At 61.9% G+C, this 14741-nt stretch carries 16 protein-coding genes; 3 read left to right on the top strand and 13 right to left on the bottom strand.

Annotated features, from left to right (window positions below; genetic code table 11):
- Positions 1-83: 83 nt before the first annotated feature.
- From ODQ19_RS12960 to ODQ19_RS12940, 5 genes are all read right to left on the bottom strand, one after another.
- Positions 84-839, bottom strand: a complete 756-nt coding sequence (locus ODQ19_RS12960) for an SDR family oxidoreductase (RefSeq protein ID WP_330210235.1) — start codon at positions 837-839, stop codon at positions 84-86.
- Positions 829-1632: an SDR family NAD(P)-dependent oxidoreductase gene (locus ODQ19_RS12955; protein WP_330210234.1), complete on the bottom strand. Its 804-nt coding sequence runs from the start codon at positions 1630-1632 to the stop codon at positions 829-831. The genes ODQ19_RS12960 and ODQ19_RS12955 overlap by 11 nt, the downstream gene beginning before the upstream one ends.
- A complete protein-coding gene (locus tag ODQ19_RS12950; protein ID WP_330210233.1) occupies positions 1625-2446 on the bottom strand; it encodes a molybdenum cofactor biosynthesis F family protein in 822 nt (273 codons plus the stop codon). The genes ODQ19_RS12955 and ODQ19_RS12950 overlap by 8 nt, the downstream gene beginning before the upstream one ends.
- A 13-nt stretch (positions 2447-2459) precedes the next feature.
- Complete coding sequence (locus ODQ19_RS12945) at positions 2460-2825, bottom strand: cupin domain-containing protein (protein ID WP_330210232.1); 366 nt, start codon at positions 2823-2825, stop codon at positions 2460-2462.
- 139 nt (positions 2826-2964) lie between these two features.
- Complete coding sequence (locus tag ODQ19_RS12940; protein ID WP_330210231.1) at positions 2965-4263, bottom strand: NAD(P)/FAD-dependent oxidoreductase; 1299 nt, start codon at positions 4261-4263, stop codon at positions 2965-2967.
- A gap of 207 nt (positions 4264-4470) precedes the next feature.
- Here ODQ19_RS12940 and hpaR point away from each other — a divergent pair, with 207 nt between their 5' ends.
- Positions 4471-4893 carry a homoprotocatechuate degradation operon regulator HpaR gene (hpaR, locus tag ODQ19_RS12935; RefSeq protein ID WP_032896376.1) on the top strand — a complete coding sequence of 141 codons (423 nt, stop codon included), beginning with the start codon at positions 4471-4473 and terminating at the stop codon, positions 4891-4893.
- Positions 4894-5017: 124 nt separating this feature from the next.
- On the opposite strand, the gene hpaI is transcribed toward hpaR, so the two are convergent.
- From hpaI to ODQ19_RS12895, 8 genes are all read right to left on the bottom strand, one after another.
- Complete coding sequence (hpaI, locus tag ODQ19_RS12930) at positions 5018-5818, bottom strand: 4-hydroxy-2-oxoheptanedioate aldolase (protein ID WP_330210230.1); 801 nt, start codon at positions 5816-5818, stop codon at positions 5018-5020.
- Positions 5819-5834: 16 nt separating this feature from the next.
- Positions 5835-6638: a 2-oxo-hept-4-ene-1,7-dioate hydratase gene (gene hpaH / locus ODQ19_RS12925; protein WP_116665352.1), complete on the bottom strand. Its 804-nt coding sequence runs from the start codon at positions 6636-6638 to the stop codon at positions 5835-5837.
- Between the two features lie 11 nt (positions 6639-6649).
- The gene (locus ODQ19_RS12920; protein ID WP_116665353.1) at positions 6650-7954 is read right to left on the bottom strand and encodes an MFS transporter; all 1305 of its coding nucleotides are present in this window, start codon (positions 7952-7954) and stop codon (positions 6650-6652) included.
- Positions 7955-8085: 131 nt separating this feature from the next.
- Positions 8086-8478, bottom strand: coding sequence for a 5-carboxymethyl-2-hydroxymuconate isomerase (locus tag ODQ19_RS12915; protein WP_330210229.1), 393 nt, complete (start codon positions 8476-8478; stop codon positions 8086-8088).
- A gap of 15 nt (positions 8479-8493) precedes the next feature.
- The gene (hpaD, locus tag ODQ19_RS12910) at positions 8494-9351 is read right to left on the bottom strand and encodes a 3,4-dihydroxyphenylacetate 2,3-dioxygenase (protein ID WP_330210228.1); all 858 of its coding nucleotides are present in this window, start codon (positions 9349-9351) and stop codon (positions 8494-8496) included.
- A 154-nt stretch (positions 9352-9505) separates the two neighbouring features.
- Entirely contained in the window at positions 9506-10966 is a 1461-nt protein-coding gene (hpaE, locus tag ODQ19_RS12905; protein ID WP_330210227.1) for a 5-carboxymethyl-2-hydroxymuconate semialdehyde dehydrogenase, read from the bottom strand.
- A gap of 5 nt (positions 10967-10971) precedes the next feature.
- A complete protein-coding gene (locus ODQ19_RS12900; protein ID WP_330210226.1) occupies positions 10972-11742 on the bottom strand; it encodes a fumarylacetoacetate hydrolase family protein in 771 nt (256 codons plus the stop codon).
- On the bottom strand, positions 11739-12404 hold the full coding sequence (locus tag ODQ19_RS12895; protein ID WP_330210225.1) for a fumarylacetoacetate hydrolase family protein: 666 nt from the start codon (positions 12402-12404) through the stop codon (positions 11739-11741). Before ODQ19_RS12895 ends, ODQ19_RS12900 begins: the two co-directional genes overlap by 4 nt.
- A gap of 128 nt (positions 12405-12532) precedes the next feature.
- Between ODQ19_RS12895 and hpaA the strand changes: the two genes are divergently transcribed.
- Positions 12533-13393, top strand: coding sequence for a 4-hydroxyphenylacetate catabolism regulatory protein HpaA (gene hpaA, locus ODQ19_RS12890; RefSeq protein ID WP_330210224.1), 861 nt, complete (start codon positions 12533-12535; stop codon positions 13391-13393).
- Between the two features lie 586 nt (positions 13394-13979).
- The gene (locus ODQ19_RS12885; protein WP_330210223.1) at positions 13980-14735 is read left to right on the top strand and encodes a hypothetical protein; all 756 of its coding nucleotides are present in this window, start codon (positions 13980-13982) and stop codon (positions 14733-14735) included.
- Positions 14736-14741: the final 6 nt, after the last annotated feature.

Raw genomic sequence — 14741 nt, 5'->3', positions numbered from 1 at the left:
AGCACGCGTTATTGTTGACGTTTTTCGCGAGCAAGCTCGCTCCTACAGGGCATTGGGGCAAGCCCCCACAGTTAGTTCCGGTTTCAGGTTTCGGGCAGGGTAGACCCACCATCCACCACCAGCGTCTGCCCGGTGATATAGCCCGCCAGGTCAGAGGCCAGAAACACCATCGCCCCGGCAATATCCGCCGCCGCGCCCAGGCGCCCCAGCGGTACACGGCGGGCGATGCTGTCATTCACGGCCGCATCGCCCAGGTTATCCATCGCCGGCGTGGCGATCATGCCCGGCTCCACGCCGTTGACCCGCACATTCAACGGCGCCAGCTCCAGCGCTGCGTTGCGGATAAACCCATTCACCCCGGCCTTGGACGCCGCATAGTGGCTTAGCCCCGGATAACCGACCCGGTTGCCGGTGACCGAAGACGTCACCAGCACGCAGCCCCGGCCTTGCTCGCGAAACCTCGGCAACGCCGCCTGGGTCAGCCAGAACAGCGCCGACAGGTTCACCGCCAGGGTGCGCTCCAGGATCGTTGGGGTGATGTCGGCAAAGGCGGTCAGCGGAAAGTACCCGGCGTTGTGCACCAGCACATCCAGTTGCGCCAAGCCTTGGACGCAAGCGAACACCGCTTCGGCATCCGCCAGGTCAACGCCAATGGCGTCAACCTGATGCCCTTGCGTGCGTAATCCGGCAGCCAGGGCTTCAGCCTGTTCAAGCAGACGGTCGGCAATCACCACTCGCGCACCGCGTTGGGCAAAGGCCTGGACGATGCCCAGGCCAATGCCTTGGGCACCGCCGGTGACCAGCACGACTTGGCCGCTGAAATCCAGGTCATGGGGCATGGGCAGGCTCCAGGCGCGTGAACGCCAGCGTTGGCACGTCGACGATGCTGGCCCCACCGTCCGCCACCAACGTGGCGCCGGTAATGATCGAGGCGTCGTCGCTGGCCAGGAAGCGGCACACCTTGGCGATCTCGTCGGCACGGGCGGCGCGCCGCAGCGGTACATCGGCACACACGCGCGCGTACGCTTGCGCCAAGGTGTCGCCATATGCCGCCATCAACGGCTGCATTTCCGCATCGGCCATCGGCGTGTGCACCCAGCCTGGGCACACCGCGTTCACCCGCACGCCATGGGGCCCATAATCGCGGGCCAGCGAGCGGTTGAGCCCGAGCAACGCATGCTTGGCGGTGGTGTAGCCACACACCTCGGGGCCTGCCGCCAATGAGGCGATGGAGCCAATCAGCACCATGTTCCCGGCGCTTTCCTGCAACAGCGGCAGGCAAGCGCGGGCGCTGTAGAACGCACTGTCGAGGTTGCTGCGCAGCGCACCTTCCCAGGTGGCCGGGCTGGTCTGGGTCGCGCTGCCCAGGCCGTGGCCACCGGCACAGGCCAGCAGCACATCGAGGCGCCCGCAGTGGGTGCGGATTTGCTGGATAAAGCCGTCCCAGGTGTCCGGGCAGGCAGCATCGCCCACCAGGATCAGCCCGCCGGTGTCCTGCGCCACCTGTTCCAGTGGCTCACGACGCCGACCGATCAGCACCAGATGCGCGCCTTCCTGCGCGTACAAGCGTGCGCAGGCGGCACCGATGCCGGTGCCGGCCCCAGTGATCACCACCGTGCGCGGCTCAGTCACGGGGGTACTCCGTGCGGTTGAGCACCTGGCAATAGGAACTGATCGGGAAGTTCGACAGCGCGTCGAAGGACGCCCCGGCATAGCCGAAGATCTTGCCGTCGCTGCGGTGCTGTTGCAGGTCGATCAGCACCAGGCCGAGGGTCGGCACGATCTTCTCCTGCCAGACGAACAGGTACAGCTGTTCGGCGATCTTGTAGTAATGGCAGCGGTCGGTGTCGCACAGGCCTTTCTCCACGCCCTCAAGGCATTGCCAGGCGTAGAACCGCGGGTTGAGGTAGATGTGCTCGTAGACCTCGCTGGGGCTGTAGCGATAGTGGTTGCGCAGGCCGACCAACTCGTCGGTGGGGGCGTGCAGGCAGTGGCCGTCCTGCCACGGCCGGTCGAGGCTGCCGTGGAGGAAGTCAACCTGTACAGAGGTCAGCGGTTTGCCGGCCAGGGCGCGGTGGTAGAGGCCTTCGTGGGTCTCTGCCGGTTCCGGCATACGGCCAATCACCGCGGTAAAGGAGGCATTTGGCGTGTCCAGCACCAGGCTGATCGACCAGCTTTGCCCGGCCTCGTGCTTGATAAAGTCCACCAGGTACAGGCCCGGGCGAATCGAGCTGGCGCGGTAGGCCGCGCTGCCGCTGGAGTGGCCATCGGCGGCATGCCAGGCCAGGCGTTCCTGTTCGAAGCGGTGTTCGATCCGCCAGCCATTGGCAAAGTGCAGGGTGAAGGTCTGGCCGGCCAGGTCGGCCAGGTTCGGCAGGATGAACGCCTCGGGTGCAAAACCGTCGGCCAGGGCGCCTACGGTGATCCAGTCAGATGAATTCGACATGGCAACGCCTCCCTTACACGACGGCGAAGTAGTGTTTGACGAAACTCTCGCTGACCACTTCCCACAGCACGGGCGTGCCCTTGGTCACGAACCAGCTGTCACCGGCTTTGTAGCGTGTGGATTGGCCGGTGGACTCGTCGGTCAGCACCACTTCGCCGGTGACTATCATGGCCTGTTCGGCGAACGGGTAAACCATGCGGAACTTGCCCTGGGTGGTGCCGAAGTACGCACTGCTGACCGCATCGGTGGGCGCGCCTAAGGTCATCTTGCCGAAGGCGCGTACTTCGCCTTCGAGGATTTGCGAGCCGAGGTCGGCCACGGTGCCCCAGGCGTCGAGTTCCGACAGCTGGACGTTGTGTTTGATAGTGGTAAGGGTCATGGCAGATGCTCCTGATTAATACAGCATTATTTTTTGTAGGAGCGAGCTTGCTCGCGAAGAACGTATTGGCAGCGCGATTCACCTGAATGCCCGCGTTATCGTCGACGTTTTTCGCGGGTAAGCCCGTTCCTACAGGGGGTTAGCGGCGACCGTTCCAGTAGCCGGAAAGTTGGTGCCAGGATTTGCCCGCCGTCAGCAGCAGCGGGCGAATCGCGTCCTTGCCAATGATGGTGGGGCGATGAATCGAGCTGACCAGGTCATAGCGCGCCGAGCCTTCGCTCATGCCTTCGGCCAGCACCTTGCAGATGATATGGCTGGGGGTGACGCCGAAGCCGGAATAGCCCTGCACGAAAAACGCATTGCTGCGCCCCGGCAAGGTGCCCACCTGCGGGAACAGGTTCGGGCTGCACGCCATCGGGCCGCCCCAGGCCAGGTCGATTTTCACGTCCTTGAGGTAGGGGAAAATCTTCAGCATTAGGTGGCGGTTCCAGGCTTTGAGGTCGCCGGGAATGTGCTCCACCAAAGGCGTGGCGGCGCCGAACAGCAGGCGGTTCTCATTGGTGACGCGGTAGTAGTCGATCACCGGGCGGATGTCGCTGTAGGCCCCACGGATCGGGCTGATGCGCTGGATCAACTCCTCGGACAACGGCTCGGTCATCATCTGGAACGCGTAGGTGTTGATGGTCGAGCGGTGCAGTTCTGGCTCCAGCTTGTTGAGAAAGCTGTCGCAGGCCCACAGCAACTTGCTGGCGCGTACCGAGCCGCGACCGGTGCGCACAGTAATGCGCTCGCCGTAGCTGACTTCCAGCGCCGGGCTGTTCTCGAAGATTTTCACGCCATGGCTGGCCAGTGCGGTGGCTTCGCCCAGCAGCAGGTTCAGCGAATGCACATGCCCGCCACCCATGTGCAACAGGGCGCTGGTGTAGGCGGTGGAGCCGATGATCTGCTGCACGTCGGAGCCGCCGAGAAAGCGGATTTCGTGCTGGCTGTTGATCGACTTGAAGTCCTTCTCCCAGGCGCGCAGGGTTTTTTCCTGGCGGGCGTTGAAGCCCATGTAGCCGTAGCCGTGGCAAAAGTCTGCATCGATGTTGTACTTGGCGATGCGGTTCTTGATGATGTCGGCGCCCAGGTCGCTGATCTCGAACACTTGGCGCAGGCCGTCTTCGCCCACGTCCTTCTTGATCTTCTCCAAGTCATGGCCGATGCCCGCCATGATCTGCCCACCGTTGCGGCCCGTGCCGCCAAAGCCCAGGTAGCGCGCTTCAAGCACCACAATGTTGGTGATGCCTTTTTCCGCCAGCTCAAGGGCCGTGTTGATCCCGGAAAAGCCGCCGCCGATGACCACGACGTCTGCCTCGATATCCTGTTCCAGGGTGGGGAAGCTGAGGTTGTATTTCTTGGTGGCGGTGTAGTACGTGGGGGTTTCGATGTTGATCATGGCGCAGCCTGAAAAAGTGAAGGAAGGCGCTAAAGCGGATACCTCCATTAGGGCCCCTGGCGGGCTGGAAGTCTTGATCCTGCGTGCCCGGGTTTTTGATTCAGCGCGCCACGGGCGAGGGCACCTACAAGTTATAGCGCGCTCTGCGGCCGGGAATGTTAGAGTTTCGTTAAACTATTAACTAAATACTTCGTGACCCTGAGCCCTATGTCCACACCTCGACAATCCCTGACCCTGGCCTTGCTGCAAGCACGTGAGGCCGCGATGAGTTTTTTCCGTCCTTCCCTGAATGAACACGGCCTGACCGAACAGCAATGGCGCATCATCCGCATCCTTGAACAGCATGGTGAGTTGGAGATCTACCAACTGGCGGAACTGGCCTGCATCCTCAAGCCGAGCATGACCGGCGTGCTGGTGCGCATGGAAGCGGCCGGCATGGTGCACCGGCGCAAGGCCGAACAGGACCAGCGCCGGGTGCTGATTACCCTGGCAGACAAGGGCAAGGCGAGTTTCGAGTCGATGAGCCAGTGCATGGAGGCCAACTACCAGCGCTTGCAGGATCAGTTTGGCGAAGAGAAATTCCAGATGCTGTTAGGGTTGCTGGATGACTTGAAGAACATCAAGCGCTGACCTAGTGACTGAACCACCACCGGTCAACTGTGGGAGCTGGCTTGCCTGCGATAGCGCCGGGTCAGCTGGCTTATTTGTCGCTGATGCACCGCTATCGCAGGCAAGCCAGCTCCCACATTGGATCTCAGTAGACACCACCGGTACTGGCAGCCAGAGGCACGTCTTTGAACTTCCCGGCCAGGCTTTGCAGCCCCCGCATCAACACCGTGGTGTCGACCCCCACCGCCACGAACGTCGCCCCCAACTCGATATAGCGTCGTGCGAGATTTTCATCTGCACTGAGAATCCCTGCGGCCTTACCCGCCTTGACGATACGCACGATGGCGTCCTCAATCGCCGCCTGTACCTGCGGATGCCCCGGGTTACCCCGATGGCCCATGGACGCGCTCAAATCTGCCGGGCCGATAAACACCCCGTCCACGCCTTCGACGGCGGCAATGGCGTCCAGATTGGCCAGGCCCTCGGCATTCTCAATCTGCACCAGCAGGCACATCTGCGCATCGGCCTGGTCGAGGTAATCAGCGATGCTGTTCCAGCGCGAGGCACGGGCCAGGGCGCTGCCGACCCCGCGAATACCCTGGGGTGGGTAGCGCAGGGCGCGCACTAGTTCTTGGGCCTGGGCAGCGTTTTCGACCATGGGCACCAGCAGCGTCTGCGCGCCGATATCCAGCAGTTGCTTGATCAGGGCCGTATCGCCGATCACCGGGCGAATCAACGCCTGGCTGGGGTAGGGCGCAATGGCCTGTAACTGCGCGAGCATGTCCCCCAGTTGGTTGGGCGCATGTTCGCCGTCGATCAACAGCCAGTCGAAACCGGCGTTGGCGGCCAGCTCCGCGCAGTAGGCGTTGGCAAGGCCGAGCCACAGGCCAATCTGTACCTCGCGGTTGTGCAGGCGTTGCTTGAAGCGGTTGACAGGCATGTCCATGAAAGCACTCCTGGATTCAGACGAAGCGGCAGGCAATCGAGCCGAGCAGGTCGTAGTCGACGTGGAAGGTATCGCCAGGGCGGGCTGCCACGGGGCGGGTAAACGAGCCGCCGAGAATCACCTGGCCGGGCAGCAGGGTGACGTCATAGGGCGCCAGCTTGTTAGCCAGCCACGCCACGCCCTTGGCCGGGTGGTTGAGCACCGCCGCCGACACCCCGGACTCTTCGATCACGCCATTGCGATACAACACCGCCGGCACCTTGCGCAGGTCGATCTCGGTGGGGCGCACGGCGCGGCCGCCGAGCACCACACCGGCGTTGGCGGCGTTGTCGGAGATGGTGTCGAACACCTTGCGCGTGGCGTTGGTGTGCGGGTCGACCTGCTGGATGCGGGCGTCGATGATTTCCAGCGCCGGGATCACCCATTCGGTGGCGTCGAGCACATCGAATACCGTGCAGTTTGGCCCTTTGAGCGGCTTGCCGAGGATGAAGGCCAGTTCCACCTCCACCCGTGGCACGATGAAACGCTCGAAGGGAATGTCGCTGCCTTCGTCGAAAAACATGTCGTCGAGCAGGGCGCCGTAATCGGGTTCGGTAATATTCGACGACACCTGCATGGCCCGTGACGTCAGGCCGATCTTGTGGCCCTTGAGCGTGCGCCCGTCCTTGATCTTTTGCGCGACCCATTCACGCTGAATGGCGTAGGCGTCCTCGATCGTCATGCCGGGGTAGTCGAGGGAAAACTGGCGCACCTGTTCGCGGCTGCGTTCGGCGCGGTCCAGGTGGGCGGCGGCCGCGAGGATTTGCTGGGAGTCGAGCATGGCAACGGTCTCTAGTGTGGGTTGACGATGGCGGCCTGGGTGCGCAGCACCAGCAAGCCACCGAGGGCGATAAACAGGGCGAGTACGTACAGGGCCAGGCTGGCGCTCTGGGTGGCGTCGCGCATCCAGCCGATCAGGTAGGGCGCGAGGAACGCCGCGATGCTGCCGAACGAGCTGATCATGGCGATGCCCGCCGCCTGGGTGGTGTGGGAGAGAAACGCCGGCGGCAGTTGCCAGAACATCGGCAGGGCGGCACTGGCGCCCATGCCGGCGACCACTAGGCCGCTCATCACCAGCAGTGCATTGCCGGGCGCCAGGCCCGCCACGGCGATACCAAGCGCGGCCATCAGCAACGGCACGCACAGGTGCCAGCGGCGTTCGCGGTGGCGGTCGGACGAGCGCCCGCAGCCGAGCATGAAGAAGCAACCGGCCAGGTACGGCACGGCACTGAGCAAGCCGACCTGGCTGTCACGGCCGATGCCAGCACCGTGAATCAGGGTGGGCATCCAGAACGCCAGGGTGTTGACCGCCAGCATCACCGCAAAGTACACAGCCACCAGCAGCCACACCTGCGGGTCACGCAGGATGCCGCCGAATGAGGTGATGGTCTTGCGCTGTTCCTCGTTGCTCAGTTGGGTGCGCAGTTGCTGTTTTTGCTCGGCAGTCAGCCAGTGCACCGACTCGAAGCTGTCCGGCAACCACTTGAGCACCACCAGCCCCAGCAAAACCACGGGCGCGCCTTCGATCAGAAACATCCACTGCCAGCCGCGCAGGCTGCCGACATCGTGGAAGTTTTCCAGGATCGCCCCGGAAATCGGCCCGCCCAGCACCCCGGCCATGGGCACCGCAATGGCAAACAATGCGGTGACCTGGGCGCGACGGCGTGCCGGGTACCAACGGTTGAGGAATACCAGGATCCCCGGGAAAAACCCGGCCTCGGCCACCCCCAGTAGAAAGCGCAGCACGTAGAACCCGCGTGCGCTCTCCACCCACAGCATGCCGGTAGAGAGCAGGCCCCATACCACCATCAGGCCGGCGATCCAGCGCCGTGGCCCGACGCGGTCCAGGGCGATGTTGCTGGGCACGCCGAACAGTGCGTAGGCAATGAAGAACAGGCCGGCGCCGAAGCCATACACGGTGTCGCTGAAGTGCAGGTCGCTGCTCATCTGCATCTTGGCAAAGCCGATGTTGATGCGGTCCAGATGGGCGAACAGGTAACACACCAGCAACAAGGGCATCAGGCGCCAGGTCACCAAACGATGGGTGCGGTCGTGCTCGGCAAGCTGCAGGCTTGCAGTGGAATGGGCTGTGCTCATGGTGGTGTTCTTTTTGTTGTAGGAGCGAGCTTGCTCGCGAAAAACGTTAACGAAAACGCAGCGCTGTTGGATCCGCCGTGCCTGAAGGTTTTTCGCGAGCCAGCTCGCTCCTACAGGGGGGCGGGGTCGTTTCAGCTTGTCGCGTTGTTCAGAAACGCATGCACATTGTTCTGCTTGAAGTTGAGCTGCGGGTGCAGCTCGATCATCTCGAACGACAACGCGAGCAAGCGCTGTGCCTGCAGCTCGGCGAAGTGCGCGATGATCACCGCGAACACCGCTTGGGCGACGGCCTCGCGCGTGGCCAGGTCGCGGCCATGGCCGACTTTGAGGGTCATGTGCACAAAGGCATAGTCATGCTTGCCGTCGGCCATGCGCCAGGTGTCCAGGCGTACGCCGCGACTGCGAATGCCGCCCAGCGGAAACACACCGCTGTCGCCCAGCACGCGGTGGACTTTTTCAAACAGGCCGGGCAAGTCGGCCTGCTGTTCGAGGTTGTCGGTGTACTCAGCGATAAAGTGCGGCATGGGGCTCTCCCAGGGTTAAAGCGGGAAAATCGCGTTGATCTGGCCGGTGCCCGAACTGCCGAACGGCGGCGTGATGATCTCGGCCGGCTTGGCATAGTCCGGCCCACCCAGCAGGCCCAGGAGCATGGCGGTGTCGTGCATCTTGCCTTCGCCAAAACAGTGTTCGGCGTAGTCGGGCAGCATGGCGCAGAACTCTTTGAAGCGACCTTGCTTCCACATTTCCACGACATGCAGGTCCACCTGCTTGTCGAATTCGCGGGTCCAGTTGTGGATATTCGCCTCAGCCTCACGGTCGTCCGAGAACCGATGGGACAGCGAGCCGGACGCCAGCACCAGCACCTTGCGGTCGCTCTTTTCGATCGCCCGGCGCACAGCGGCGCCGAAGGCAAAGCTGTCTTCCAGGCGATGCCAGGCGCACCAGGCAGCGATGGAAATGACCTTGAATTTCTGTGCGTCGGGCACGCCCATATGCATGTAGCGCATGGGCACCAGGGTGCCGTATTCCAGCTCCAGGCTCGGGATGTTGTGGGCCATGCTGCGCACGCCAGCCAGGTTGGCTTCGGCGGCGATCAGCTCGCCCAGCTCGGGGCAACCGGGGTAGGCGTAGTCCATGTTCTTGATGAAGTGCGGCAGTTCGTTGCTGGTGTAGGTGCCCTGGAACTGTTCGCCGCAGTTGACGTGGTAGCCGCTGTTGACCAGCCAGTGCACGTCGAACACCACCGCGGTGTCGGCCCCCTGTTCGCGGGCACGCCGGCCGATTTCCTTGTGTCCGGCAATGGCCGCTTCGCGACAGCCGTGATGCTTGCCGGGCAGTTCCGACAGGTACATCGACGGTACGTGGCAGATCTTGGCTGCCAGAACCACTTCGCCCATGATGACTCTCCTGAATAATTATTCTTGTATGGCCTGTGAGGTCCCTGTGGGAGCTGGCTTGCCTGCGATGGCATCGACTCGGTACGGCTGAAGGACCGCGGTGTCTGCATCGCGGGCAAGCCCGGCTCCCACAGGAGGCTTGTTTGATCCTGGGCTACACGCCCCAGCGCGGAATGTGATGACTGCCCATGGAAATACACACGTTCTTGATCTCGGCAAACACTTCAAAGCTGTACTGGCCGCCCTCACGGCCGGTGCCCGAGCCTTTGACCCCGCCAAACGGCTGGCGCAAATCCCGTACATTCTGGCTGTTGATAAATACCATGCCCGCTTCGATACCGCGCGCCAGGCGGTGGGCCTTGCCGATGTCCTGGGTCCAGATGTAGGAGGCCAGCCCGTATTCGGTGTCGTTGGCCAGTTGCAGCGCCTCGGCTTCATCCTTGAACGGAATCAGGCACACCACCGGGCCGAAGATTTCTTCCTGGGCGATGCGCATCCGGTTGTTCACGTCGGCAAACACCGTTGGCTGGATAAACTGGCCGCGGCGCAGGTGCGCCGGCAGGTTGGCCGGACGTTCCAGGCCGCCAGCCAGCAGCGTGGCGCCTTCCTCCAGGCCGATCTTGATATAGCCGGTGACCTTGTCGTAATGGGCCTGGGTGATCATCGAGCCGACCTGGGTGTTCGGGTCCTGGGGGTCGCCGACGATCAAGCGCTTGGCGCGCGCCGCGAACTCGGCGACAAATTGCGGGTAGACGCTTTCCTGGATGAAGATGCGGCTGCCGGCGGTGCAGCGCTCGCCGTTGAGGGAAAAGATCGTGAACAACGCGGCGTCGAGGGCGCGTTCCAGGTCGGCGTCTTCAAAAATCAGCACCGGCGACTTGCCGCCCAGTTCCATGGAATACTTTTTCAGGCCGGCGCTCTGCATGATTTTCTTGCCGGTGGCGGTGCCGCCGGTAAAGGAAATCGCCCGTACATCCGGGTGCCGTACCAGTGCATCGCCAGCGGTGGCGCCGTAGCCCTGGATCACATTGAGCACGCCATTGGGAATCCCGGCCTCCACCGCCAGGCGCCCCAGTTCATTGGCGGTCAGCGGCGACAGTTCCGACATCTTCAACACCGCCGTATTGCCCAGTGCAAGGCACGGCGCGGTCTTCCAAGTGGCGGTCATGAACGGCACGTTCCACGGCGACACCAGCCCGCATACGCCTACCGGCTGGTACAGGGTGTAGTTGAGCATCTGGTCGTCCACCGGGTAGGTGTGGCCGTCCATGCGGGTACAGACTTCAGCGAAGAAATCGAAGTTGTGCGAGGCTCGCGGGATCAACACGTTTTTGGTCTGGTGGATCGGCAGGCCGGTGTCCAGGGTTTCCAGTTCGGCCAGGCGTGGCACGTTCTGTTCGATCAACTCGCCCAGCTTGCGCATCAAGCGCGCGCGCTCCTTGGCCGGCGTACTGGCCCACTTGGGAAACGCTGCCTTGGCCGCCGCCACGGCTTGCGCGACTTCTTCGACGCCGCCGCTGGCCACTTCGCCGATAGGCTCGCCGGTGGCCGGGTTGTAGTTGATAAAGGTGTCTTTGCTTTCGACCTCACGGCCGTTGATCCAGTGTTTGATCATGGTGCTCAAGCCTCTTTGCGCGCGGAGAAAAACTCCGTTTCACTGACAATACGGTTGACCAGGCGGCCCACGCCTTCGACTTCCACCACCACTTCATCCCCCGGTACCACATCGGCCAGGCCCTCGGGCGTGCCGGTGGCGATCATGTCGCCCGGTTGCAGGGTCATGAAGCTGGACAGGTATTCGATGAGGTAGGGGATATCGAAAATCATGTCTTTCGTGCTGCCTTCCTGGCGCAGTTCGCCGTTGATCCAGGTGCGCAATTTCAGGTTGCCTGGGTCGGGCACATCGGCGACATCGACGATCCACGGGCCGACCGGGGTGGTGGCGTCGCGGTTTTTCACGCGCAGGTTGGGGCGGTAATAGTTTTCCAGGTAGTCGCGGATCGCATAGTCGTTGCACACCGTGTAACCGGCCAGGTAGTCCAGGGCGTCGGCGCGCTTGACGTTGCGCGCGGTCTTGCCAATCACCGCCACCAGCTCGCACTCGTAGTGCATGTAGGCGACGTTGTCCGGGCGCCAGGTGACTTGGCGGTGGCCGGTGTAGGTGCCCACCGATTTGATAAAGGCCAGCGGTTCGGTCGGCGGCGTAAAGGCCAGTTCGGCGGCGTGGTCGGCGTAGTTCAAACCCAGGGCGAACATGTTGCCGGTGGCGGGTGGCAACCATTGCACTTGGTCTTCGGCCAGCAACCGCCCATCCTCCAGGCGCACGCTGCAGTCGGTTTGCACCAATACGTTGTGGGTTGCACCTTCAAAGCGGATACGCGCGCGTTTCATGCCGATGCCTCTGCTGCAATGGTGTTGCTCAGACGGCCAATGCCGGTGATGTCGACCTCAACCTGGTCGCCCGGCTGAACATCCACGCGGCCTTCCGGGGTGCCGGTGATCAGCACATCGCCGGGGTACAGGGTCATGAACTCGCTGATCTCGGCGATCAATTGCGGGATGTCCCGTACCCAATGGGCGGTTGAGCTTTCCTGGCGCAGCTCGCCATTGACGAACAGCTTGAGGCTCAATTGATTGGGGTTGGCCACTTGATCCCGCGCCACCAGCTGTGGGCCCAGGGCGCAAAACCCATCGCGGCATTTGGCTTTGACGGCAGGGCGGTAGTAGCTGTCTTCCGGCAGGCTGAATTCATTCACCACCACATACCCGGCCACATGCGCCATGGCGTTCTCCAGGCTGACACGGCTGGCGCGCTGACCGATCACCACGCCCAGCGCCGGGCCCGGTTGCAGGCGCTCGCCGTGCGGGTGTAGCACCACGCCGTCGTGCCCATTGCGGGTGTTGGGGGTTTTGATAAACAGCACCGGCTTGGTCGGCGGCTGCTGGTAGGGCGCCTGCTGGAAGGCGGCGAGATGCTGGTCCAGCAGGCCCTGGTAGTTCAGCGCAACGCCGAACAGGGTGCCGCTGGCAACATCATGCAGAGTACGGCTCATGCGTTTCTCCTGGCGGTGACGACGGCTGCACAGGCCGTTCGTTAAGTTGTTAACGTTATAATTAATATGTTAACTACCGTCAAGCGTGGCACACTGCGCTGGCCTCACAACAACAAGAAGAGAGCCCCGTGAAGCCGATTCCCAACATCAACATCGGGCAGGTCTACGACCAGCGCTACAGCGACGCCGAGGTGCATTACGACAAGCTCGGCAACCTGGCGGGTTTTTTCGGGCGCAATATGGCGGTGCATCGCCATGACCGGTTTTTCCAGGTGCATTACGTCAAGAGTGGCGCGGTGCGGGTGTATCTGGATGACCACCAATACGTTGAATCGGGGCCGATGTTTTTTCTCACGCCGCCCACGGTGGCCCACGCTTTTGTCACCGAGGCCGATGCCGACGGGCATGTGTTGACGGTGCGCCAGCAGCTGGTGTGGAGCTTGATCGACGCCGACCCCAGCCTGGCTTCCGGTGCCGCATGTGTCGCCTTGAATGGCGACGCCGAGGGTCTGGAGCAACTCTTCGAGGCGCTGTGCAGTGAGATCAACGCCGAACGGGCAGGGCGCGCCGCCGCCCTCGACAGTCTGACGCGGCTGATCATGATCCGCCTGCTGCGCCTGTGCGCCCACGCCCAGCCCGCACGTCCGACAGCCCATGAAGACCTGCGTATCTTCCATCGCTTCAACGAACTGATCGAAGCCCACTATCTGGAACATTGGCCGTTGGCGCGTTATGCCCAAGGTATTGGCGTGACCCAGGCGCGGCTCAATGAAGTGTGCCGGCGCATCGCCGACCTGCCCTCCAAGCGCCTGATCCTTGAACGGCTGATGCAGGAGGCCAAGCGCCTGCTGTTGTTTACCGGCAGTTCCGCAAATGAAATCTGCTACCAACTGGGGTTCAAGGACCCAGCGTATTTCAGCCGGTTTTTCTTGCGGCACGCGCAGATGACGCCGGGGGAATATCGGGTGCGTCAGTCGGCGATACGCTGAGGATTGTTCGGAAAAAAAGCGCAATGCTGAGGAATTTTCTGATAGTGGTCCGTTGAACGAGAAGGATGTTGTTACCTGTCTGGCAGGAACTTTTCCGACCGCCTGGCCACGCATGAGTACTTGTTCAGTGCAGGCTTTCGGCAGCGGCGGTGAGCAAGTAGCGCCTGATAGTTTTCGCTTGTCCTCCTTCGATTAAATGAGACTTCCTACAATGCTCACGCACACTCAGCCTGCTTACTCACCTGCGCACTCAACGTTTGCACAGCCTGATAAAACCCTTGATCAACCCGTTACAGATCGACCCAATCACCTTGGTCAATTACCGGCACATTATCCGATTGGCCCAAGCGTTAACTCAAACCGTGACGCAGAGTTGGGGGAGCTGTTGAAGTTGTTGGGTACATTAGTCGTGGCACTTAAAACATGGATGAGCAGGGAGAATGAGACGCCGAAACCCCAGCCACCCGTTGCGGCTTACCCAACCCCTGTTGTGAGTTCGCCGCATAGGCCACTGATGAATACGGAGCCTGCACCTGACACCGTACCAACCGTTAAAAGTGTATGGAAAGAACACTTGGCGCCCTTCATGAACCGGCCGAACCTGGCCAAGACCCGTAGCGCGTTTGATACCGAGCTCGCTGAGATGTTTTCAGATAAAAACTATGAGCCAATCACTACGTTTATGTCTGAAAAACCTAAAGGGCAAAAGCCTGACGACCTGCGCAATGGGTTGCGTGCCACGTATGAGAACTTTCCTTACCTGGGCGCCTTGGGCCGAGAGGAGCACGTGGCCGCGATCAAGGTTGCCATGGCTACATTCGGGCAAAGCCCTGTCGGGATTTTCAAGCACGTCGTCAAACATGGTGACCACTATGACGTGACGATGCGAGACGGCGTCAAGCTGACAATCACCGTTGAAGAACTTGAACTGGCGGCCAGGGCGGCAAAGTTCAGTGGCGGCGATGAAGGTATGGTCAAGGATGCGCAATTTCTGTTTGGCGTGATGATCAAGCGCCAACACATTGAGCTGGCGCGCGAGAGGGCCGCGAACCGTTTCTTCAGCCATTATGAAAAAGACAGCGCGTACCATGCCGAGGCTAGTTATCCGGGTGTACTGGTGGGGGCCGGGGGCGGCATCGACGGTGACACGGCGCTGTCCTATCTGGGGCTTAAAGAACATATGCAGGTTATCGAGGCCAGTGCATTGGGCGCGCAGATCGGCGTGCCCTTGGACAAAGGCGAGAGAAACAAGAACGGCGTGATTATTGAAGGCGTGATGGAGGGTCAGTTATACAACAGGCCGGTTTCACCGTCATTGAAGGTGGTCACCCTTCGCGGGTAATTTAAA

It is taken from the genome of Pseudomonas sp. AM4(2022) (genome assembly GCF_036346515.1).
Taxonomy (GTDB): domain Bacteria; phylum Pseudomonadota; class Gammaproteobacteria; order Pseudomonadales; family Pseudomonadaceae; genus Aquipseudomonas; species Aquipseudomonas paracarnis.
This window is presented reverse-complemented; position numbering and strand designations above follow the sequence as displayed.

Bases quoted from the DNA above. Each gene is read 5' to 3' on its own strand.
- ODQ19_RS12960 (WP_330210235.1), bottom strand. From the start codon at position 839: ATGCCCCATGACCTGGATTTCAGCGGCCAAGTCGTGCTGGTCACCGGC.
- ODQ19_RS12950 (WP_330210233.1), bottom strand. From the start codon at position 2,446: ATGTCGAATTCATCTGACTGGATCACCGTAGGCGCCCTGGCCGACGGT.
- ODQ19_RS12945 (WP_330210232.1), bottom strand. From the start codon at position 2,825: ATGACCCTTACCACTATCAAACACAACGTCCAGCTGTCGGAACTCGAC.
- ODQ19_RS12940 (WP_330210231.1), bottom strand. From the start codon at position 4,263: ATGATCAACATCGAAACCCCCACGTACTACACCGCCACCAAGAAATAC.
- hpaR (WP_032896376.1), top strand. From the start codon at position 4,471: ATGTCCACACCTCGACAATCCCTGACCCTGGCCTTGCTGCAAGCACGT.
- hpaI (WP_330210230.1), bottom strand. From the start codon at position 5,818: ATGGACATGCCTGTCAACCGCTTCAAGCAACGCCTGCACAACCGCGAG.
- hpaH (WP_116665352.1), bottom strand. From the start codon at position 6,638: ATGCTCGACTCCCAGCAAATCCTCGCGGCCGCCGCCCACCTGGACCGC.
- ODQ19_RS12920 (WP_116665353.1), bottom strand. From the start codon at position 7,954: ATGAGCACAGCCCATTCCACTGCAAGCCTGCAGCTTGCCGAGCACGAC.
- ODQ19_RS12915 (WP_330210229.1), bottom strand. From the start codon at position 8,478: ATGCCGCACTTTATCGCTGAGTACACCGACAACCTCGAACAGCAGGCC.
- hpaD (WP_330210228.1), bottom strand. From the start codon at position 9,351: ATGGGCGAAGTGGTTCTGGCAGCCAAGATCTGCCACGTACCGTCGATG.
- hpaE (WP_330210227.1), bottom strand. From the start codon at position 10,966: ATGATCAAACACTGGATCAACGGCCGTGAGGTCGAAAGCAAAGACACC.
- ODQ19_RS12900 (WP_330210226.1), bottom strand. From the start codon at position 11,742: ATGAAACGCGCGCGTATCCGCTTTGAAGGTGCAACCCACAACGTATTG.
- ODQ19_RS12895 (WP_330210225.1), bottom strand. From the start codon at position 12,404: ATGAGCCGTACTCTGCATGATGTTGCCAGCGGCACCCTGTTCGGCGTT.
- ODQ19_RS12885 (WP_330210223.1), top strand. From the start codon at position 13,980: ATGAACCGGCCGAACCTGGCCAAGACCCGTAGCGCGTTTGATACCGAG.